This window comes from Draconibacterium halophilum, assembly GCF_010448835.1.
GTDB classification, from domain to species: Bacteria; Bacteroidota; Bacteroidia; order Bacteroidales; family Prolixibacteraceae; genus Draconibacterium; species Draconibacterium halophilum.
The window spans coordinates 14631-36410 of sequence record NZ_CP048409.1 but is presented as its reverse complement, the minus strand read 5'-3'; the positions used below and the strand labels follow the sequence as shown (position 1 = coordinate 36410).

15 protein-coding genes and 1 riboswitch are annotated in these 21780 nt (G+C 40.9%); of the genes, 3 read left to right on the top strand and 12 right to left on the bottom strand.

Annotated features, from left to right (window positions below; genetic code table 11):
• Nucleotides 1–35 precede the first annotated feature (35 nt).
• On the top strand, nt 36–236 hold the full coding sequence (tatA, locus tag G0Q07_RS00130; RefSeq protein WP_163344075.1) for a twin-arginine translocase TatA/TatE family subunit: 201 nt from the start codon (nt 36–38) through the stop codon (nt 234–236).
• A 153-nt stretch (nt 237–389) separates the two neighbouring features.
• Nucleotides 390–1433 (top strand): DUF4837 family protein, encoded by a 1044-nt coding sequence (locus G0Q07_RS00125; RefSeq protein WP_163344074.1) that lies wholly within the window; start codon nt 390–392, stop codon nt 1431–1433.
• A gap of 109 nt (nt 1434–1542) precedes the next feature.
• On the opposite strand, the gene metF is transcribed toward G0Q07_RS00125, so the two are convergent.
• The 6 genes from metF to G0Q07_RS00095 all read right to left on the bottom strand — a co-directional run bounded on the left by metF (nt 1543) and on the right by G0Q07_RS00095 (nt 9326).
• The gene (gene metF / locus G0Q07_RS00120) at nt 1543–2565 is read right to left on the bottom strand and encodes a methylenetetrahydrofolate reductase [NAD(P)H] (RefSeq protein ID WP_246222952.1); all 1023 of its coding nucleotides are present in this window, start codon (nt 2563–2565) and stop codon (nt 1543–1545) included.
• A gap of 141 nt (nt 2566–2706) precedes the next feature.
• The gene (gene metH, locus G0Q07_RS00115; RefSeq protein WP_163344072.1) at nt 2707–6375 is read right to left on the bottom strand and encodes a methionine synthase; all 3669 of its coding nucleotides are present in this window, start codon (nt 6373–6375) and stop codon (nt 2707–2709) included.
• Nucleotides 6376–6444: 69 nt separating this feature from the next.
• Complete coding sequence (locus G0Q07_RS00110; RefSeq protein ID WP_163344070.1) at nt 6445–6822, bottom strand: endonuclease domain-containing protein; 378 nt, start codon at nt 6820–6822, stop codon at nt 6445–6447.
• Nucleotides 6823–6917: 95 nt separating this feature from the next.
• Nucleotides 6918–7670: a UPF0280 family protein gene (locus tag G0Q07_RS00105; protein ID WP_163344068.1), complete on the bottom strand. Its 753-nt coding sequence runs from the start codon at nt 7668–7670 to the stop codon at nt 6918–6920.
• Between the two features lie 89 nt (nt 7671–7759).
• Nucleotides 7760–8170 (bottom strand): NIL domain-containing protein, encoded by a 411-nt coding sequence (locus G0Q07_RS00100; protein ID WP_163344067.1) that lies wholly within the window; start codon nt 8168–8170, stop codon nt 7760–7762.
• Nucleotides 8163–9326, bottom strand: a complete 1164-nt coding sequence (locus tag G0Q07_RS00095) for a homocysteine biosynthesis protein (RefSeq protein ID WP_163344065.1) — start codon at nt 9324–9326, stop codon at nt 8163–8165. The genes G0Q07_RS00100 and G0Q07_RS00095 overlap by 8 nt, the downstream gene beginning before the upstream one ends.
• Before the next feature lie 207 nt (nt 9327–9533).
• Nucleotides 9534–9644: riboswitch (SAM riboswitch) on the bottom strand.
• 291 nt (nt 9645–9935) lie between these two features.
• Between G0Q07_RS00095 and G0Q07_RS00090 the strand changes: the two genes are divergently transcribed.
• Nucleotides 9936–10493, top strand: coding sequence for a Tll0287-like domain-containing protein (locus tag G0Q07_RS00090; protein WP_163344063.1), 558 nt, complete (start codon nt 9936–9938; stop codon nt 10491–10493).
• 98 nt (nt 10494–10591) lie between these two features.
• Here the strand turns inward: G0Q07_RS00090 and G0Q07_RS00085 are convergent, their stop codons facing one another.
• The 6 genes from G0Q07_RS00085 to G0Q07_RS00060 all read right to left on the bottom strand — a co-directional run bounded on the left by G0Q07_RS00085 (nt 10592) and on the right by G0Q07_RS00060 (nt 21421).
• Nucleotides 10592–12832 carry a glycoside hydrolase family 3 N-terminal domain-containing protein gene (locus G0Q07_RS00085; RefSeq protein WP_163344062.1) on the bottom strand — a complete coding sequence of 747 codons (2241 nt, stop codon included), beginning with the start codon at nt 12830–12832 and terminating at the stop codon, nt 10592–10594.
• 18 nt (nt 12833–12850) lie between these two features.
• On the bottom strand, nt 12851–14182 hold the full coding sequence (locus G0Q07_RS20105; RefSeq protein WP_203532623.1) for a family 16 glycosylhydrolase: 1332 nt from the start codon (nt 14180–14182) through the stop codon (nt 12851–12853).
• A gap of 9 nt (nt 14183–14191) precedes the next feature.
• On the bottom strand, nt 14192–15454 hold the full coding sequence (locus G0Q07_RS00075) for a T9SS type A sorting domain-containing protein (protein ID WP_163344060.1): 1263 nt from the start codon (nt 15452–15454) through the stop codon (nt 14192–14194).
• A gap of 187 nt (nt 15455–15641) precedes the next feature.
• Nucleotides 15642–16433, bottom strand: a complete 792-nt coding sequence (locus G0Q07_RS00070) for a hypothetical protein (protein ID WP_163344058.1) — start codon at nt 16431–16433, stop codon at nt 15642–15644.
• 22 nt (nt 16434–16455) lie between these two features.
• Nucleotides 16456–18171: a RagB/SusD family nutrient uptake outer membrane protein gene (locus G0Q07_RS00065; protein WP_163344056.1), complete on the bottom strand. Its 1716-nt coding sequence runs from the start codon at nt 18169–18171 to the stop codon at nt 16456–16458.
• 19 nt (nt 18172–18190) lie between these two features.
• Nucleotides 18191–21421, bottom strand: coding sequence for a SusC/RagA family TonB-linked outer membrane protein (locus G0Q07_RS00060; RefSeq protein WP_203532622.1), 3231 nt, complete (start codon nt 21419–21421; stop codon nt 18191–18193).
• Nucleotides 21422–21780: the final 359 nt, after the last annotated feature.

The window sequence follows — 21780 nt, the reverse complement described above, 5'->3', positions numbered from 1 at the left end:
TTACTTTTGTCGTGGAACCAATTAACTTATTAGATATGAATTTATTTGTAGTAGCAGGATTTGTCGGACCTCAGGAAATAATAATCATCTTAATAATTGTTTTACTTCTGTTTGGTGGCCGTAAGATTCCGGAGTTGATGAAAGGACTTGGAAAAGGGATGAAGGAATTTAAGAATGCCACAAAAGAGGAAGAGGCTGAGGAGAAAAATCCGGAAAGCGAAAAAATTGAGAAGTAATTAATATCGAATCAGATATTACAAATCCCGTTCTGTGTTACAGTTACGGGATTTTTTGTTTCTCAACGGATTGCTTTTTATTTCCCCATATTGCAGATTAACAGTATGGTAAGGTTTTTGTTATCTAAGTTAGAAATCCAAAAAACTGATTATATGAAACGTATTAACCACCTTGTTTTTCTATTGTTCATCGCCGCAATAATTTCCGGCTGTGGATCCGATTCAACTCATATGTACAAGAACATTACCGGAAAAGCCGGAGAAATGGTTATTGTTATTTCAAAAAATTCGTGGGATGGTGCACCCGGAAAAGTTGTTCGTGAAACACTGGCACAACCACATGCCGGATTGCCACAAGACGAGCCCCTTTTCGATTTGATAGATGTGCCACACAACGCCTTTAAAGATATTTTTCGGTCGACACGAAATATCATACAAACATCTATTTCATCAAATGTGGAGGAAAGCGGAATTAAATTTACCGATGATGTGTGGGCTTATCCTCAGGCTACTGTACAAATAAGGGCTAAAAATGCCGACGAGTTTATAAAGATTTTTAATGAAAATAAGGAAAGGATACTTTCGTATTTTGTGCAGGCCGAGAAAGAGCGTGTAACAATGAATTACAAGAACACCTACGAAAAAGCCGTTTTTAATACGCTTAATACTGATTTTGGTGTAACCATGAAAGTACCGCCGGGCTTTCGGATCATGGAAAAGAAAAAGGATTTTCTGTGGGTACAGTTTGATTCGCCTGAAATTACACAGGGAATTGTAATCTATTCGTATCCTTATGTTTCTGATAGTGCTTTTACAGTTGGTTACCAGTTGCCCATTCGCGACAGTTTGTTAAAAAAATATGTTCCCGGACCAACCGATGGGAGTTACATGTCAACAGAAAAACGACTCGACCAGATCCATAATGTAATTACGCATAATGGGAATTATGCATCAGAAATGCGTGGTTTATGGCGCGTTGAGAATGATTTTATGGGTGGACCTTACGTTTCACTTTCTGAATTAGATATCTCGAACCAACGCGTAATTAATGCGTTTGGTTTTGTTTATGCTCCCAACAAAGATAAACGAAACCTTTTGCGCCAGGTGGAGGCAATGATTTACTCGCTAAAACAAAACAACCAGGCTGATAACGATAAATTGAATTTGCAAGATGTTGAAATACAGGTGGAAGGATAGAAGTTCATCGTTTAGCGTTTAGAACTTTCAGAATATAAAAAAGGCAGGCTGGAAATTGATTTTTCCAGCCTGCCTTTTTTTTGTTGTTTACTGTAAATATACCAGCCTGTTAGAATGCCGCTTTTACAATCTTATTAACGTTATCAGAAATGCCATAAGTATAAATGTGTAATGACGGTACGTTGTGTGCAACCAAATCTTTCGATTGGTGGATGGCCCACTCTGTTCCAACAAGGCGTGCATCATCGTTATTTTTGCATTTTGCCAGTTCTTTTGTAAGCTCCTGTGGTAGGTCGATGCTAAAAATTTTCGGAAGCACTGTTAGTTGGTTTTTCAGGTTGATAGGTTTTATACCCGGAATAATTGGCACTGTAATTCCCATTGCCCGGCACTTATCCACAAAATCGTAATATACCTGGTTGTCGAAAAACATCTGGGTAACAATGTAATCAGCTCCTTCGTCCACTTTTTGTTTCAGGAAAGCCATGTCCTGATCCATGTTCGGCGCTTCAAAATGCTTCTCCGGATAACCGGCAACACCGATACAAAAATCAAGCGGTTTATTATTTTTCAGGTCTTCTTCCAGGTATTTTCCTTTTCCAAGATCTTTAATTTGTTTTACCAGCTCCCTGGCATTTGAATGCCCGTTCACAGTTGGTTTAAATACATGCTGGCTCTTAAGTCCATCGCCACGCATGGCAAGTACATTGTTAATGTCTAAAAAGTTCAGGTCGATCAAAACATGTTCGGTTTCGCTTTTTGTAAAACCGCCGCATAAAATATGCGGAACCACCGGAATGCCGTATTTGTGTTGAATATTGGCAGCAATGGCAACTGTGCCCGGACGTTTTCGTACCGTTCGTTTTACAATCGACCCATCAGGAAGCTCTTTAAATTCAATCTCGTCGCGATGGGTGGTAATATTAATGTATTTAGGATCGAACTCTGTTAAGCTTTCAATCGTTTTGTGCAGGCGCGAAACATCGTTGCCTTTTAAAGGAGGCAGAAGTTCAAAAGAAAATACGGTTTTCTCTGCCTGGTTTATTGTGTCTATAACTTTCATGTGATTAAAATAGTTTGTTTTTAGCTGCATCACATGGAACTCGTTCCGATCAATCAGAACTCGTTTCATTTTTAATCTGTTTTGCGAATGCAAATTTAACAATTTAGCACCCGATCGTTTGTTTAAACAACGAATTGAAAAATAAATGACAGTTTTTTAAAATGAATTCAATTCTTGCGACCTATTTCCCATTGTACATTATATTATACTTTACTTGTAATTCAGGTTTGTCGGCAGGAACTTCTCGACAAATTCCACCGATACGTTTTTACGTGTTGCATAGTCTTCAACTTGGTCTTTGCTCATTTTCTCGAGGCTGAAATAACGCGATTCCGGATGTACAAAGTACTGCCCTGAAACCGATGCATTCGGATACATAGCAAAATGTTCGGTAAGAGAAATGCCAATTTCCTCGGCGTTGATCAGCTTAAAGAGATTCTCTTTTTCAGAGTGCTCCGGACAAGCCGGGTAACCCAATGCCGGGCGAATTCCCTGGTATTTTATTTTCAATATCTGGTCGAGCGACAAATTCTCATCCGGTGCGTAGCCCCAATAATTTTTACGAATCTCGAGGTGAAGCAATTCTGCAAAAGCTTCACTTAAACGGTCGGCCAGAGCCTCCACCATTATCGCCTTATAATCGTTGTGTTCTTCGCGGAATTGTTTGGTCCATTTCTCAATACCAATACCGGCAGTGGTGGCAAAACCACCACAATAATCAACTTTCCCCGATTCTTTTGGCGCCACAAAATCAGCCAGACAAAAATTCGCCACACCCTCTTTTTTCTTTTCCTGCTGACGAAGGTGATAGAATCGCCCGATTTCTTTCTGGCACGATTCATCTTCGTAAAGAACAACATCATCGCCATCCGATTGAGCCGGCCATATTCCAAACGCAGCATTGGCCTGCAGCATTTTTTTCTTTATAATTTCATCCAGGAATTCATTCCCTTCTTTAAATAGATTTTTGGCTTCTTCACCCTGTTTCTCATCGGCCAGAATTTGCGGGTAATGCCCTTTTAATCCCCAGGTGATGAAGAAAAATGTCCAATCGATATACTTCCGGAGTTCTTCAAGCGGGAAGTCGATCAAATGTTTTACACCCGTAAAATTTGGTTTGTAGATTGGTGTGTTGTTCCAGTCGATTGGGAATTTATTTTTACGCGCTTCAGCAAGGCTAAGGTATTCTTTCGATTTCCGTTTTCCCTGGAATTCCCGAATCTGGGCGTACTCAGCATCAAGATTTTTAATGAACGTCTCGTTCTTAGATACCAGATTCGAAACAACATTTACGGCCAACGAGGCATCTTTTACATGAACTACAGGAGCCGAATATTCAGGCGCAATTTTAACAGCGGTATGAATTTTTGAAGTGGTTGCACCGCCAATCATCACCGGGATATTCATCTTGCGGCGTTCCATTTCTTTGGCAACATCGACCATGATTTCCAGCGAAGGAGTAATAAGTCCGCTCAGCCCGATTACATCCACCTCGTTTTTAATGGCTTCTTCGAGAATTTTTTCGGTTGGAACCATAACACCCAAATCGATAATTTCGAAGTTGTTACAAGCCAGTACCACGCCAACAATGTTTTTACCAATGTCATGCACGTCGCCTTTTACGGTGGCCATCAATACCTTTTTCTGCGCAGTGCTGTTTTTAAATTTGGCCTTGTCAGCTTCAATATATGGCAGCAAATAAGCCACCGCTTTTTTCATTACCCGCGCCGATTTGATCACCTGTGGCAGGAACATTTTTCCTGATCCAAATAACTCGCCAACCACATTCATTCCGTCCATCAACGGACCTTCAATGATATTTAGTGCCGGCGAATATTTTTTAATAGCTTCGGCCATGTCTTCGTCAACAAATTCAGGAAATCCTTTAACCAAAGCGTGTGCAATTCGTTTCTCAAGAGGCAGTTCGCGCCATTCATCTTTTTTTACTTCTTTCTTCGAAGTCGACTGCAGATTTTCAGCAAACTCAAGCAGCCTTTCTGTGGCATCCGGTCGGCGGTTTAATACCAGGTCTTCTATTCTTTCAAGAAAGTCTTTTGGAATTTCATCGTAAATCTGCAACATTCCCGGGTTTACAATTCCCATATCCAGACCGGCTCTAATGGCGTGAAACAAGAACACCGAATGCATAGCTTCGCGCACCACATTGTTTCCGCGGAAAGCAAACGAGACATTACTTACACCGGCGCTAACTTTTGCCAGGGGCAGATTCTCTTTTATCCATTTTACCGATTCGATGAACGAAACGGCGTAATTGTTATGCTCTTCAATTCCGGTACCGATCGTCAGCACATTCGGATCGAAAATAATATCTTGTGCAGGCAATCCAACTTTTTCGGTAAGAATTTTATAGGCCCGGCTGCATATTTCTTTGCGGCGTTCGGTGTTGTCGGCCTGGCCCTTTTCATCAAAAGCCATCACGACTACGGCCGCACCGTAACGTTTAATTTTTTGTGCCTGCTCGATAAAAACTTCTTCGCCCTCTTTTAAGCTGATGGAGTTTACAATGGCTTTTCCCTGCAGACATTTTAACCCGGCCTCAATCACGTACCACTTTGATGAGTCGATCATGATAGGCAGCTTGGCAATGTCGGGTTCTGCCATAATCAGGTTCAGGAAAGTAGTCATTTCCTTTTCGGCATCGAGCATGGCATCGTCCATGTTTACATCGATTACCTGTGCACCGTTTTCAACCTGGTGACGTGCGATGGTCAGCGCTTCCTCGTATTTTTCTTCGCTGATGAGACGTGCAAATTTGCGTGATCCGGCCACGTTACAACGTTCGCCAATATTTAGAAAATTGGTGTTCTCGGTAATGGTAACCGGCTCCATCCCACTGAGTTTAGTATAGCTGCTAGGTTGGGCAAGGTGATGCGGATTGGCTTTGGCTGCCATATCAGCAAAAGCTTTAATATGGGCAGGTGTAGTACCGCAACAACCACCAATAATATTTACATAGTTATTGTCGAGGTACTGTTTAATGTGTCCGGCCATAATTTCGGGCGTTTCGTCGTACTCCCCAAACTGGTTGGGTAATCCGGCATTGGGGTGTGCACTAATGTGAAACGGTGCTTTACCCGCCAGCTCTTTAATGTATGGCTGAAGATCGGTTGCTCCCAACGAACAGTTCAGTCCGATACTCAACAAATCGATATGTGAAACGGAGTTTAGAAAAGCTTCCAATGTTTGTCCGGAAAGTGTGCGGCCGCTGGCATCGGTTATTGTTCCCGAAACCATCAGCGGAATGCTTATTCCTTTTTCATCAAGAACTTCTTCAATGGCAAAAATGGCTGCTTTGCTGTTTAATGTATCGAAAATCGTTTCGATGAGTATCAGATCAATACCACCATCAATTAATGCTTCCACCTCTTCGCGATAAGCTATTTTCACCTCGTCGAAGCTAATAGCACGATATCCGGGATCGTTTACATCGGGGGAGAGCGACAATGTTTTGTTGGTAGGACCAATCGATCCGGCCACGTATCGTGGTTTATCCGGGTTATCTTCTGTGTATTTATCAGCCAGTTTTCGTGCGATTTCTGCCGAAGCCTTATTCATTTTATAAACATAGCCTTCTGTGTTATAATCGGCCTGCGAAATGCTGGTTGCGTTAAAGGTGTTGGTACAAATGATATCGGCACCGGCTTCCAAATAAGCTTCATGTATTTCTGATATTACATCAGGGCGGGTTAGCGACAACATATCGTTGTTCCCTTTCTGATCGCTGGGATGATCCTTTAAAAGTTCGCCCCTGTAATCTGCCTCGTCAAGTTTATATTCCTGAATCAGAGAACCCATTGCTCCATCCAATACCAATACTCTGTTCTTGAGTTCTTCCCGTATATTTTTCTTTTCGTTCATTCTGTTTCTTTTTCTTATTACCAACCTTTGTTTCTTCTGATCTCCCCTTGAGGGGATTAAGGGGTGATTTTACGCTTTTATATCCTCTATGTAAAGTTCCAAAGATATCTTCACATTGCGAATATTTTTTAGAATTTCCTCATTATGAAACCGTATAATATTATATCCCATTGCTTGTAAATCCTCTTCTCTCTTTTTATCCTTACTTTTCTGAAACCGATGAATTGTTCCGTCCAGTTCTATAATCATTTTCAACTCTTTACAGAAAAAATCTACAATATAATTTCCTATTGGTCTTTGCCTTAAAAACGCATATCCTTTTAGTTGTTTTTGTTTTAAAACTTCGTCCCATAAAATGACTTCTGCCAGTGTTGAATTACTTCTAAGTTTTCTGGCATATTCTTTTAGATTTTTATTGTAATTATTATTTGAAAAATCTTCGGACATGGTTTTAAAATTAATAAGTTCATCCCCCTGGCCCCTTCAAAGGGGGAACTGAATAAGTAGGTCAAGCATCTTATTTAATTTATCGTTTGTTTCATTTACTTCAATATTCGAATTTCGTTGTCTCCCTTAATTCCGATCTTGTCTTCGCAAATAATGAGCAACGATTGTATCTCGTTAAAATTTTCTGCCTGTTTAATCACTTTCTCAACATGGTCAGGTGTTTTCACCTTATTTCCCAGGGCTGTCGCCAACGCATCTGCCATAAGAATGTCTTCACAAACCACCACAACTGCATCCGCTTTTCCATAACTCAGCGATGGGCCAACGGTTCCGGCCGAAGTACAAATACCAAAGGTACTACTCCCTGCTGGAATTACCAGCCCGATACGCTCGGATAGAATGGATTCGCCTGCAAAAACCGATAAAATCAATTCATCCTGTAAAAGCACAAAGATGTCGCCGCCGTTTTCAACTAACAGTTCCTTCACCGAAAAGTTTTTACAAATTTCTTCTCCAATTTCGCGGGCAAACAAACCTGCCACTGCCGACATCGGGCCAATTCCCGCTTTTTCGGCAGCCAGCGCCATTGCTTTTGCTTCTTCCGGAGCAAAATCAGACGGCTGAAATGGTTTCAGGCTTTTCCTGAAAAACGGTTCTTTTTCGATATAATCATCGAAAATTTGGCGCAGCGTTTTCATTTTTGCCAAAGCCACTTCCTTCATCTCTTCTTTGTATGAAGCCGGATCAACTCCAATCCAGAGATCAGTTTCCTGATGTTTTACTTCAAAACCTGTAAAACGTTCGTTGTTAAACTGGCTGCGGTATGTACGTTCTTCAAAAAGTTTCATATTTTTCTAATTACGTCATGCTAAACTTGATTCAGCATTTTTACGATGAGATTCCGAATCAAGTTCGGAATGACGGTTTACGAGTAAACTCATCTAAAATCAATTTCAAACAAATTTAGCGGGCAAGCCGGAATACACAATTCGCAAACCACACACTTGCTTTTGTCAAATTCCAGTTCCCACGATTCCTTGTTCATATTCAAGGCTCCGGCAAAACATACGGCGGTGCAGTTTCCGCAGTCGATACATTTTTCTTCTTTCCAGCGAATGCGTTTGTCGAGTGATTCGCAGGTAATTTTGTGGCTTTTAATGTATTCAACGCCTTTTTCAATGTTTTCTTTTTTGCCTTGCAGTTCAAGTAAAAGACTACCGCGTTTTCCCGGATAGACTTCTGCTTTCAGAATATTTATCCGGATATCGTATTCTTTCACCAGGTGATAGGTAAACGCTTTGTCGCCGCTTTGCGGAGGGAAATTCAGTATGTATCTTTTTTTAATCATTGTCAACCTCCGTTTCTTTTAGTCCGTTTAACGATGTATTTGAAGGGAACATTTGCACGGGTTTGGTTACTTCGAAATTACCGTTTTTTAACCACTCTTTTAGTTCATCGGCAATTTTGCGAGCTTTCTTTAAGCTTGCTACCGGCGCTGTTCGAATCTTTTTGCCTTTTACTTTTATCGTTCCCGACTGTAATTCTTCGTAAGTAACCTGACCCAACTTGGGTGTTCCAACCGTTCCGTAATCAAGCACCGAAGTTTCAATCTGGCTGTTGTTAATCGAAACGCGTTTGGCAATATCAGCATTCAATACCGGGATAGGAATTCCAATTCCCACAAACATACTCACACCATATTTTTCGTACGATGCAGCCTGAATATAATCGGCCGACATTTCTTTCAGGTTTCCCATAACAGCTATAGTAGCTGCATTGGTAACCGGAATTCCCAGCTCGTTTTTGGGTTTTGTTGTATGAAACTGTGTTCCCGGCCAAACCACAAATCCTTGTGTACCTCCTAAAAATATGCGTGTACCCAGCCCGATTGTTTTAAACTCAGGATCGTTCAACAGCGGACTTAATTCGCCCGAAGTGGAGTAGGTGGCATTACGCAAATTAGGAAGCAAACTGCCCATGTACGTATATTTTATAGTGGAAGTGGTATTCACAGCAACATTATAATTCTGATACGCATTTCGCGGATTAAAAAGCGTAAACTCGTTTATGGTGTTAATATTGATTTTGGTTTTTATGTGCTTCCGCGGATAACAATCGGTGCCTTTTCCCCAGGCTTCCAAAACCACATCTTTTCCTTCCAGCAGATCCTGAATAACGTGTGCTCCGCCGTATTCCGGATTGTCAGGATCACAGGCAGTAGCACCAATGTATGAATCTACTGCGGCAAGTCCTTCATAACACGGAACACCGTTCAGGCGAATCTTTTCCATTCGGATTGGCGGGTCGGCGTGCCCAAAATTTATAATTGCCCCCGACGAGCACATGGCGCCAAAGGTTGCTGTGGTTACTACATCTACTTTTTCAACTATTTCTTCGGGCGACATTTCTTTCGCCATTTCAGCAACTTCTTCGGCAGTTAAAACTACTGCTTTTCCAGCCTTCAGTTTTTGGTTAATTTCTTCGTACGATTTTGTTTTCGACATATTTAAAAAAGTCGGAAGTTCGTAGCCGGAAGACCGAAGCATGTAGCTTCAAACTCGGCAACTATCTTCATTTAAAAGTTTTTACTGATATTTTTTACTCTGCTTATTTTATATGCGGCTAAAACCGCTGGCGCATACACATATTTGCCCCGTGCAGATAGCTTGTAAAAAATAATTTGTAGTGCAGTTTCTTCATCGATAGTGTTTAAATTATAATTCCGTTTCCGGCCGGGTATTGGCACCTTTTCATCCGCCATTTGGCTGACAAGGTTGCCAGAGTTTCGCAGAGCCCGATCTCTCCACTCTTCTGTATAAGCAAACACTCTTAATCAAAAGAATATTTGATACCGCAAATATAGTTGATTTTGTGATTTGACAAACAATACCAATATTAACACCAAATAAGCTTAAAATTATTATTCTTTTGAATTTATACTTCGCTAAAAAATTTTGCCAGAACTTAGGCTATGCCAAAATTTTATTAACTTGTCTAAATCCAAAATCTCTAAAAATTTGTAAAGTTCATTTGGAATTAAAATTGGTATCAAGTAGAACTTGCAGTTAACGAATTAAAGACTTTTTAAACCATTAACTTAATAAATGTAAGCTATGAAAAACAAATTCTTACCAATTTTACTGATGCTATTTTGTTTTGCCTGTTCCACAAAGATGGATATTGAGACGTATAAAAAGTATCAAAAAAGCGGAAAGGAAATTACTGCGAATGTACAAACTGTGCTTTTAAGTAACGTTGGACAAGCCATTCAAACCGGCGGACCAGAATATGCTGTTGAGTTTTGTAACCTGGAAGCCAGTTCAATTGTCGACAGTTTGAACAAAGAATTTAATTGTAATATTTCAAGAGTTTCTGCTAAAAACCGTAATCCGCAAAATGCCCTGGATACAAAACAGGAAAAAAAGATGTGGAAACTTTTTACGGAAGAACAGCTGGCTGACACTGTAATACAAAGTGGTAACGAACTGGTGTATTATAAGCCAATAAGAATTGGTATGCCGGCTTGTTTAAAGTGCCATGGGAATACAACAGATATAAACGCCGCAACCAAAGAAAAACTTGAAGAGTTGTATCCGGCTGATTTGGCAACGGGTTACCACTTAAATGATTTTAGGGGGTTGTGGAAGGTTGAGTTTGAACGTGAAATGTAAATAGTTATAAACGACAACAGGCATTTCGCAAATGGAAATGCCTGTTCCTGAATGTCAGCCTGATGTTTCCTCAGGTCTGCTATTCGCGTTAAATGAACTTATTGTAAACTAAAAGTATGGTGCAATCCTTCATCCGAATTCGGACCGACCCAAACATCAAAATCTCCCGGTTCAATTACGAAATCGTCGCCGTTAAAAAATTGCAGATCTTCTGCTTTCAACTCGAAGCTCACTGTTTTTACATCTCCCGGTTTTAGATTGATTTTTTCAAAACCTTTTAATTCTTTAATAGGTCGGGTAATACTTCCCACTTGGTCTCGTATATATAGCTGTACAATTTCTTCGGCTTCGTAATGCCCAATATTTTTAATGTCGGCCGAAACCGTGATCGTTCCATCTGTTGACATTTCATCAGAAGACAGTTTTAGATTGCCGTACTCAAAATCGGTGTAACTCAAGCCATATCCAAACGGCAGGAGAGGAGTAACTCCATAATCGATGTGCATGGATTTAAACCCGAGCGAAAGTTGTTTTGAATCGCGAGGAATATCATCGATATAGGTAACATCATCTTCGGTTGCAGGGCGGCCTGTGTTTTTACGGTAGTAATAGAATGGAATTTGTCCGGCACCTTTAACAAAAGTTACGGGTAATTTACCTGAAGGCGAGAAGTCGCCAAAGATTAAATCTGCCACTGCCGGTCCGGCCATTGTTCCCGGATGCCAGGCATAAAGAACCGCATCAGCCATTTCCATCTCGGCACCAATTCCCAGTGGTCTTCCGGCCATCACAACCAAAATAAGTGGTTTCCCCGTCTTTTTGAGTTCTGTAATCAGTTCTGTTTGAATACCCGGCAAATCAATAATTCCGCGTGCATTTGCTTCACCCGAAAGAATTGACTCTTCGCCGGCAAAGAATAAAATAGCGTCAGAATTTCTTGCTGCAGCAATGGCTGCTGAAAATCCTTTTGTCGATTTATCGCGACTGTATTCCAATCCGGGAACATAGTTCATTTTACTTCCAAGAATCTCTCCGAAAGTTTCTTTTGGAGTTGTCGAGTCTTCGCCTTGTCCATCAAAGATCCATGTTCCCAACTGATCGCGGGCTGCATCGGCAAGTGGGCCAATTACTGCCAGGGAGCGAATATTTTTTGAGATGGGCAAAGTGTTATTATTGTTTTTCAGCAAAACCATACTCTTTCGTGCCGCTTCGCGCGATACTTCGAGGTGTGAAGGTGCCAAAATCGTATCTGTTGAAACGTGGTTGTTGTAAGGTTTCTCGAACAAGCCCATTTTTAGTTTTACACGCAGAATATTGCCAACATACTCGTCAATCATTGCTTCGGTAATCGCGCCTTCTTCAATTAAAGTCTTTAAATTATCAGCGTAACAGGTAGTTGCCATTTCCATATCAACACCGGCTTTTGCTGCAATTTCGGCGGCATGTTTTTTATCGGCCGCATAACCGTGGTTGATCATTTCCTCAATCGATCCCCAGTCGCTAACTACCATCCCTTTATAGTTCCACTCGTCGCGTAAAATTTGTTTCAGCGTGAATTCGTTTCCAGATGTTGGCACGCCGTTTAAATCGTTAAATGCCGACATAAATGTTAGTACTCCGGCGTCGGCTGCAGCTTTAAACGGACGAAGATGAACGTTTCGTAACAGCGCTTCGGGAATGTACGTGGTATTGTAATCGCGGCCGGCTTCTGACATGCCGTAACCTACAAAATGTTTGGCGCATGCGGCTACTGCCGTTGGATCACTTAAGTCGCCCTGAAAACCTTTTACCATGGCCACTGCAAATTCAGAAGTCAGCAGCGGATCTTCGCCACAACTTTCAGCAATTCGTCCCCAGCGCGGATCCCAGGTAACGTCCATCATCGGTGCAAAAGTCCAGTTAATACCCATCGATGAGGCTTCAATGGCCGAAATGCGCATAGCTTTTTCAGCCAATTCAGGTTCCCACGACGAAGCCATTCCCAGTGGAATTGGGAAAATGGTTCGATATCCGTGAATTACATCACGTCCAAAAAGCAATGGAATTCCGTGTTTACTTTCTTCAAGTGCTACACGTTGAAATTCGGCAACTTTATCAGCGCCAATCATATTTAGAAATGATCCAACTTTTCCATCTCTAATGGCTTGTTTTGTCGCCTCTTCATCTCCGAAAAAACCATCGTTAGCCTGCTGCATCTGTCCGATTTTTTCATCAAGTGTCATCTCGTTCAACAAACTGTTGATTCTTTGTTCTGTCTGATCAGGACTGTCGGTGAATGTGGCTGAACAACCTGCCAGTAGCCAAGTCCCAATAATCAAAATTAATGCTCTAATCTTCATTTTAGTTAGTTTTTAGTTCTACATTTCCTGGTATACACGAACGTAATCTACTTCCATCATTTGTGGGAAGATTGAATTATCAATTCCCTGTGCGCCGCCCCAATTACCTCCGACAGCCACATTCAGAATAAAAAACTGTGGTTTGTCGAACGGCCAGTTGTCGCTGGTTTTATTTGACGGTGCATATCGATGAGTCACATTCTCAGGTGAATCGGTATAGAAAACCATTTCCTTTTCGGTCCAAAACACTCCGTAAACATGAAATTCTTCTTCGGCCGTGTTGAGCGTTTTGCTGCTTCCGCTTCCATCTCCGCCGGAACCTGCCGAAGTATGCACTGTTGCATGCACGGTGTTGGGTTGGTAGCCCACGTATTCCATAATATCAATTTCGCCACAGGCTGGCCAGCCTACATTGCCAATATTGGCACCTAGCATCCAGATTGCCGGCCAGATTCCTCTGCCCGAAGGCAGTTTGGCTCGTATTTCCATTCGTCCGTAAGTAAATTCTTGTTTGCCGCTGGTAATTATGCGGGTTGAAGTATAGGACCCCGGAACTTTATTGTCGTTTACTTTTTCGGCAGTAATGGTAAGAATACCATCATTTATCTCTGCATTTGCGGCATTGGTATAATTTTGCAACTCGTTGTTTCCCCAACCTCCTGAGCCGGTTTCGAAAGTCCAGTTGTCGGAGTTAACTGCATCTCCATCAAATTCATCCGACCAAACCATTTCCAATCTTGAAAAGTGATCGGGGTCGTCGTTTGCGATGGTTACATTTTTTGTAGTAGTATAGGTTTCCCCATTTTTGGTGATAATAAGTTCGATTTTATACGTTCCGGCATAAGGGAAATAGGCAGCTGTATTGGTTTCGTCAGCTACAATTTTATTGCGGTATTCCCATTGAAAGGAATCGTAATTCCCGTCTGAAGTATTTTCGAGGTTGATTAGGTTCGCATTGCTGCCATCGGGTTCGGCAGTAAAACTAATTGCAAAATCAGTAGTTGCAATGTTTACTTTTTTCGAGGCAGATTTTTGCTCTCCATCAAAACCAATTACCAAAAGATTAACATCGTAATCTCCGGCTACCGGGTAATAAACATCATAAGATTGTGTTTTAGATGTTGTTGTTTCGGTCTGCCCGTTTCCAAAATCCCAGTTCATTCTTAAGTACTCTCCTTCTGATTCATTGGTGAACTGAACGTTATTATCATCAATAAATGAATACGAAAAATCGGAAGTGAAACCTGCATCAGTATCATCTTCGCTGCATCCGTTTAAGGGTGAGATGAGTATTAGAAGTGCCAGTAAAAATGGCCAGTTCTGTTTTTGGTTATTGAATGATTTAAGCATATTTTTTACTTATTGAATTACTATTTTTTCTGAAACAGATCGTTTTCCATCGTCGATCAGAATCATATACATACCCTTCTCAATTTCAGAGGTATTTATTTCTGTTGTATGGCTAAAGGTGCTCTGGTTAACTGTTTTTCCTGAAATATCGACCAGTTTAACTTCGTATTTACCGGTATTTTTGGCGCTAATAGTAAAATTGTCTTTTGCGGGATTAGGGTAGATTTTAAATTCCCGGGATGTAACCTGATTAATTCCTACATTAATATCCAGTTTATAAACCCGCAACCAATCGATAAAAACAGAGCATGGGAATTCTGCCGCTGAAACAATGGCTCCACCATATGAATAGGTAGATCCACCTACTCCGGCGCTTAGAATTGGATACATTTTGTGCTCGAACGGATGCCACTCAGAGAAATGATTGGAATATTCTGAAACGTTAACTCTTCTTCCTTCCTTTAGTATAACAGCTGATTCGTCTTCTCCATCCACAGCGAAGACGCCGCCGTCGTTCAAGTGATGGATATGATAGGTATTGTCATCGATAAAAAATTCTATCCGGTCTGAATACCAGTCGATTCCATAAGTATGAAATCCGTAACTCCCGGCATTCAAATCGTTTTCATCGGGCGGATAATTTCCGTAGCCCGGTTCAACAGGATTCGGTACTTGTTTTGTTTCGTAGCTGTAATATGCTCCCTGGTGTCCATGGTTCCATTCGGCCCATTCGTTGTTTTGCCAAAACCAGGCATAATGTACGCTACCAAGATTATGAAAGGGAATAGGTCCAACATATTCCATAATATCGATTTCGCCACCTTGCGGCCACATCAGGCTGTTCCAGCCCTCCGGAATTTCATCGGGCATCATCCAAAAGGCAAAACCTTGTCCCATTTGTTTTACATCGTGCGGATAAATTCTGGCTACAATTCGGTGTCCCGGTCCCCACGATTTTTTCCCGGCTGTATTAATTCTGCCACTGGTATAATTTCTGTCGATGTAAAATTCTTTTCGTGTTGTAATTACCAGGCAGCCATTTTCTGCTCCTGACACATCATTTTGGAAACTAATATTCTCTTGGCGGTTTGTCGCACGATCTAGCTGTCCTGTTCCAAAATCGCCGTTTACCCCGGTTCCTGTTTCGATATTCCAGTTTTCAAGGTCGAGCTGTCCGGCGTTAAAATCGTCTTCCCACAATAATTCGCCAACCTGCCCAAAAGTGTTAAGATTGGTTAGAAAAATACACAGTATGAAAAGACTGGATTTCATTTGTTTTTTTAAGTAATAAAGTAAAGGAATTCAGATTGTTAGTATGATAAGAATTATTTTGGTTTAGACAATACAAAACCCTGATACCAACAATTTTAAGTACCATTAAGTGGTGAATAAAAAGCTATCAGAAAGGGGAGAATTACCTCCCCTTTTGATAGCTAAACTCTATAAATAATCAAAACTATTATTCAGCAGGAACCAACACCCAAGTCCAGCCTGTGCCACCAGCGTTTGTAGGTGTAAAAAGAACCATTTTATCTTCGGTCAGTTCAACAATATTATAAACACCGTCGGGATTTACTCGATCAGCATCATAACCCAATATTGAAGCTCCGTTCAGATGGAGTTGTTGGTTTTCTGTATCCAACACAAAGGAAGCATTGGTTGCATTGCCGTTACCATCGTCGTAAATATAATTTGCAGCACCATCCAGGTTAAAAGTCATGCTTCCAGCGGCATCACCCGGAGGACAGCAATCTCCTGCTGCATTCCACCATAATCCCCATGGATTACCGGGATCAGACATAAACCACCACATTCCACCATCAGGTTCGGGACCACCATCAAATACCCATGTTTTACCTGCAGACGTATTTTCACTAACAAGGTCGTACCAATCCTGCTCCAGAGGAGTATCCAGTACATCAACTGTTACTTCAATTGTTTTCTCGAAAAACTCAGCACCCAAAGTACCTACAAATGTAAAAGTTGAAGTTCCTGGAATAGGATAAACAATCTCAACTTTATTGGTTAAAGCCACACCTAAGTTGTAATCCCAATAACCGGTAACTCCCGGCGTATTCATGCTTAACTCAACAAGATTACCATTTGCTGAGTTCTGGGTTGCAACTAATTCAACACCTTCAACAGTTGTACTGTTTTCAAGGAATTGTTCGTCAACAATGGCATCGCACGACACAATTAGCAGTGCCAGCAATCCAACAAAAAGACTTATTATTATATTATTTCTTTTCATATCTTTTAATATTAAAAACCTGTTACCATCCAGGATTTTGTTCATAAATGCCATTTGATAACCTCATTTCCGTTTCCGGAATCGGAACCAACCCTTTGGTCTCTGGTCGGTAGTTAACTGAGTAATTCGCTTCACTTCCTGAATTTCTCACGCTTATTGTTTCATCAAAAGCAGTGTTAACATCTCCCCAGCGAACAAGGTCGAACCAACGTAACGCTTCAAAAGCTAACTCGTGCATTCTTTCTTCTTTAAGTGCATCTAAAGAATAAGCAACAGGATCTAATCCGGCTCTTGCTCTAACAGCGTTCATTCCATCTGCTGTTCCTGAAATTTCAGAGTGCATCAACAAAACGTCAGCATAGCGCATAAAAATGAAATCCTGTGCGTGCATTAATTGCATATCGGTATTTCCCCAATTGTACAACTGAATGAACATACCCACATTTGCCTGGTCATCAGTATTATAGTATTGAATAGCAGTATATTTCTTGTTAAAAAAGCCTGTTTCATGATCACCTTTGTCTCCCACATAATCGCCGGTTCCCTGGTCGGCCTGTCCAACCTGAAGGATAGAACCTAGTTTTCTTGGGTCGTTGTCATCCCATCCGGTATACAATCTTGGATTAACAGTGCACCATCCCCAACCTTGACCAAAAGGTACTAAAGAGTTATCTCTAAGGCTTGTGAATAGAGCAAGTCTGTTGGTATAAATATTTCCGTTTGACCATCCCCAGTCACCAAAAGAGAACCTTTGTACAAACATGGATTCATTATTTCCACGACCAAAAGTAGGTGTGTGGCCATCCTGGCCTACCCACGAAAGATCGTTTTCATTTGCCCATGGTAATATGGTTGTATCACCGGCTGCAATGTTTACGTACGAGTACGGCCAAAGGTTTCTGAAATCATCAACCAGTCCGTAGCCACTGTTATTCATACAGTCTTCCAAATGGCTCTGTACATCTGATGCCGACAAAGAACCTCCATCAACAAGAGGTAATGTAGTGGTAGCCTGACCTTCAATATTGGTCATATAACCAGTATAGAACAAATATACTCTGGCCAGATATGCCTCTGCTATCCATTTGTTTGCATGACCATAATCAGATTCCGGAATATTGGAAAACGCAACCGCTGGCATGGTTTCGATTGCAAGTTTAAGGTCAGATGCAATTTGCGCAAAAGTCTCTGTATAAGTCGATCTTGGCACATCTCTTGGCGCATCGAATGTAACAATCAAAGGTACACCACCAAAAAACTTCCCTAATCTGAAATAGTAGAACGCACGCATGAACAGTGCTTCACCAATCGCCTGATCTTTAAAGTTCTGAGCTTCTTCAGGGCTGCTGAAATAGGTTGAAAAGTCAGCTTCTGCTGTTTTGTCGATAATTGCAGTTGCCCTTGATATACCATTGTAGCATTGTACCCACATATCTCTGTAAGTATCTTCTGCCGGGTCTTCAAAGTTATCAACCCATTTTGCCGATTTATCATCAGCACCACCGCCACCAAGCATTAAATCAGACATTAAACTTGCAGCAACAGATTCGTTACTGTGCACGTTAGGCGTATAGATTGCATTATAAACCCCTGCCATTGCCTCCTTTATATCCTGAGGAGTGCTGTAAAAGGTTTCTAAACTTTTCCCGTATAAATTATCTGTATCCAGATAATCCTGACTACAACTCGTTGCAAAAAGTAATCCTGCAAGGAATGTAATATATATTAGTTTTTTCATCATCATTTGTTTTTAAAATTTAAAAGGCAACACTTAATCCAAACATTACTGTCCTTGGTAATGGGTATAATCCGAGGTCAATTCCTGATGCCCAACCGGCATCGTGTCCAAAACGAACTTCAGGATCCATTCCGTCGTAGCTTGTAAAAGTGTGCAGGTTATTTACTGCAGCGTATACTTTAAGTGTTGAAACAGCATCAAAACTTGAAAGCATTTTGCTGAAATCGTATCCAAATGTCAAGTTATTGATTCTCACATAGTCTGCATCATGCATGTAAATGTCAGAAACGTACTGCTGATTTCGGTTTGATACAGAAGACAGTCGAGGCATCTTAGTAGAAGTACCTTCACCATGCCAACGTTCAAAAACAGTTGAGGTGTAGTTTTGTGTTGGACTATCAGCAAATGAACGATACGATTGCATTACCTGCATTCCGAATTTTCCGGCCAAAGTGGTGTTTACGTAAAATCCTTTGTAAGCAAGGTTTAGTTGCAGTCCCATTTCTAAATCAGGATTAGGATTTCCCAAATATCCTTTATCATTTTCGTCGATTGTTCCGTCCATGTTTTTATCTACAAAACGAACATCACCAGGACGCTGATCGTTAAAATAAGGTGCTCCATCAGGTCCCACATAAGCATCAACTTCATCCTGATTCTGCAGAATTCCATCCGTTTCGTATCCGTAGAAATAACCGATTGGCTGACCAACTTCAACTCTTGAAACCTCTGCTGTACCTTGCGATATTACGTGAGAAGGTCCGTGAATAATTCCATCGGTATTGGCAATTCTTGTTACCTCGTTTTTATTATGTGCAGCGCTTAAAATAACACCATATTTAAAATCACTGATATTGTCGTTCCAGTTTAGTACCAATTCAAAACCTTTATTTTCAATATCTCCTCCATTGATAAAAGGAGCTCCGGCGCCTGACGTACCCAAAATAGGTGCTACAACCAGCCAGTCTTTTGTGGTTTTCTTATACCAGTCTAACGCAACACCAAGTCTTGAACCAAGTAGTCTCGCATCAAGTCCGATATTCAACTGCTCCGAAGTTTCCCATGTTACGTCTGGGTTTGGAACTTTTGAAGGATATGCTGTTGTACCCGATACCGGTTTTGTATCTCCAAAGAAATAACCAGGGAAAGCATAGGTTATTTGCGAAGAGTAAATAAAGTTGTCGATTGATTGGTTACCGTTCTGTCCCCAGCTTAAACGCACTTTAGCGAAATCAAGAACATCTGAAGTGCTTTCCATAAAGTCTTCACTGGTAAGCACCCATCCTGCTGATACTGAAGGGAAATATCCCCAACGGTTACCTTTTGCAAAGTTAGAAGAACCATCTGCACGCATTGTAACAGAGAGCAGGTATTTCTCTTGGTAATTGTATTGTGCTCTTGCCATGTACGACATTAAACCGCCACCGCCGGCAGCCCAGTCAGCTCCTGATGTAGTAATATCGCTGATAGAACCCGGACTTTCGGTATTATTAATATAGGCATAGCGAGGATCACCAGGGAATAATAAATTATTTCTTGAACCTGATACATTCATATTGATGTCGTTTTGAAGTAGCTCATAACCAACTAAACCAGTTATGTCATGGTCGCCAAACTGACGATCGTATGAAAGTGTGGTTGTCCATGTCCAGTTACTTCCCAGGTATTGGTTTTGCGAAGCTCCGTCAGTGGCATCGGTATAAAGTGTTCCTAACCGATAAGTCGGGTTCATCGATCTGCCCCATCCAAACCATGCATCGAGTCCGTATGAAGATCTTAATCTTAAGTCTTTAATAGGTTCAACTATTGCATACACGTTTCCAACAACCCGGTTTCCTTTACCATAGTTGTAGTTAGTAGCATAGTACATTGAGGCTATTGGGTTGGTAGCTTGATTTATGTCATCCATGGTTGGCGTAAAACCAAATTGGTTGATATTATTATCAATAGCTGGTTGCCAGTAAGCAGGCATTAAAGGGTGTTGAACAAGTGCATTGTGCAAGTCGTTCCAGTAGATATTACCGGTTCTGGCACTTCTGTTTTCTGTATTGGTATAGGTGATATTCTCCCCAACTGTAATAATACTGTGTTCCTTATTCTTCTTCAATACCATCTCGGTATTTAACCTCGCTGTCAATCTTTTATATCCGGCATCAGTTATTTCACTTCCGATAATACTTTTTTGGTCGAAATACGAAATCCCTGCAGAGTAGGTTATATCTTTGCTTCCGCCGGTAATGTTTAAAGCATGACTTTGCATTGGAACATTACTACTGGTAATTTCATCAATCCAATTGGTACCTTCCCAACCATTTTGAAGTGCTCCCCAAACGTCATTACCTAACTGGTCTGCTAATGCGTCGCCATAGTTGCTTCTAAGCCAGTTGTTTCCTGTAATTTCCTTCTGCCAATCCATTGGCGCCTTGTTATCGTTAACTCGGCCTTCATCCATAATATACATATACTCCTGGGCAGTTAACGGATCCAGATTTTTATATATATTCTGAATTCCATAATAAGCGTCGTAGGAGATCTTTGCTGGTCGGTCTTCGCTTCCTTTTACGGTTGTTACCAACACAACTCCGTTTGCAGCTCTCGAACCATAAATCGCTGCAGATGCCGCATCTTTCAATACATCAATTGACTCAATGTCCGAAGGACTCAAGTAGTCAATGTCTCCAACAGCCACACCATCAACAATGTATAATGGGTTGGAGTTTCCGATGGTTCCTAAACCACGAATAGTAACCCGGGTTCCTGCGCCTGGCGAACCATTGTTTCGTGTAATACTAATACCGGCAGCAACTCCCTGTAAAGCTTCCATTGCTGAACCAGTATTAAGTTCTGCAATATCTTCTCCTTTTACATTTAAATTGGCTCCAGTGGTCAGGATTTTCTTCTGAACACCGTAACCAACAACAACTACCTCGTCAACGTTAAATAAATCAGGATCAAGTTGAACATTGATCTCTGTTCTTCCTTCTACACCGATTGTTTGTGTCTTCATTCCTATATACGAATACACAAGCGTTGCATCTGATGGTACCGTAAATTCGTAATTACCATCAAAGTCGGTTACTGTTCCGTTGGTGGTTCCTGCAACTGTTATAGTCACCCCTGGTAAAGGCTGATTATCGTCAGAAGAGGTTACAACACCTTTCAGAACAACTTCCTGGGCAAATGCCCCCAAGACGAAAAATGTACCCACGAATAACATGAGCATTTTTCTCATTACTAGTTTTTCTTTCATAGATCTAATTTTGATAATAGTATTAATAGTCAATTTATGCACATCATATCTAAATTGTGAATTTAGATTGTTTAAGACTCCTTTATAAATGGAATAATAGTTCTGGAGGGATCCAAAGTGTGATTTAAATTCATAGTATTTAGATTAGCAATAGTTAATATCTTATTGTTACATGTACAATATTGGTACAATCTTAAACATTTATTATTGGTTAAACAAAAATTAACAATTCGAAGATTGATGAATTAATCCGAAAATGACTAGAAAATAGCCCTTCAAAAACACATCTCGGATAAATCAAAAATACATCAAAAATACATCAATAGTTAGTTAGACAATTGATAATCAGCATTGGTGTG

What these genes read in the sequence shown, in the direction of transcription:
- tatA (WP_163344075.1), top strand. Translation starts at nt 36, where the DNA reads ATGAATTTATTTGTAGTAGCAGGATTTGTCGGACCTCAGGAAATAATA.
- G0Q07_RS00125 (WP_163344074.1), top strand. Translation starts at nt 390, where the DNA reads ATGAAACGTATTAACCACCTTGTTTTTCTATTGTTCATCGCCGCAATA.
- metF (WP_246222952.1), bottom strand. Translation starts at nt 2,565, where the DNA reads ATGAAACGAGTTCTGATTGATCGGAACGAGTTCCATGTGATGCAGCTA.
- metH (WP_163344072.1), bottom strand. Translation starts at nt 6,375, where the DNA reads ATGAACGAAAAGAAAAATATACGGGAAGAACTCAAGAACAGAGTATTG.
- G0Q07_RS00110 (WP_163344070.1), bottom strand. Translation starts at nt 6,822, where the DNA reads ATGTCCGAAGATTTTTCAAATAATAATTACAATAAAAATCTAAAAGAA.
- G0Q07_RS00105 (WP_163344068.1), bottom strand. Translation starts at nt 7,670, where the DNA reads ATGAAACTTTTTGAAGAACGTACATACCGCAGCCAGTTTAACAACGAA.
- G0Q07_RS00100 (WP_163344067.1), bottom strand. Translation starts at nt 8,170, where the DNA reads ATGATTAAAAAAAGATACATACTGAATTTCCCTCCGCAAAGCGGCGAC.
- G0Q07_RS00095 (WP_163344065.1), bottom strand. Translation starts at nt 9,326, where the DNA reads ATGTCGAAAACAAAATCGTACGAAGAAATTAACCAAAAACTGAAGGCT.
- G0Q07_RS00090 (WP_163344063.1), top strand. Translation starts at nt 9,936, where the DNA reads ATGAAAAACAAATTCTTACCAATTTTACTGATGCTATTTTGTTTTGCC.
- G0Q07_RS00085 (WP_163344062.1), bottom strand. Translation starts at nt 12,832, where the DNA reads ATGAAGATTAGAGCATTAATTTTGATTATTGGGACTTGGCTACTGGCA.
- G0Q07_RS20105 (WP_203532623.1), bottom strand. Translation starts at nt 14,182, where the DNA reads ATGCTTAAATCATTCAATAACCAAAAACAGAACTGGCCATTTTTACTG.
- G0Q07_RS00075 (WP_163344060.1), bottom strand. Translation starts at nt 15,454, where the DNA reads ATGAAATCCAGTCTTTTCATACTGTGTATTTTTCTAACCAATCTTAAC.
- G0Q07_RS00070 (WP_163344058.1), bottom strand. Translation starts at nt 16,433, where the DNA reads ATGAAAAGAAATAATATAATAATAAGTCTTTTTGTTGGATTGCTGGCA.
- G0Q07_RS00065 (WP_163344056.1), bottom strand. Translation starts at nt 18,171, where the DNA reads ATGAAAAAACTAATATATATTACATTCCTTGCAGGATTACTTTTTGCA.
- G0Q07_RS00060 (WP_203532622.1), bottom strand. Translation starts at nt 21,421, where the DNA reads ATGAAAGAAAAACTAGTAATGAGAAAAATGCTCATGTTATTCGTGGGT.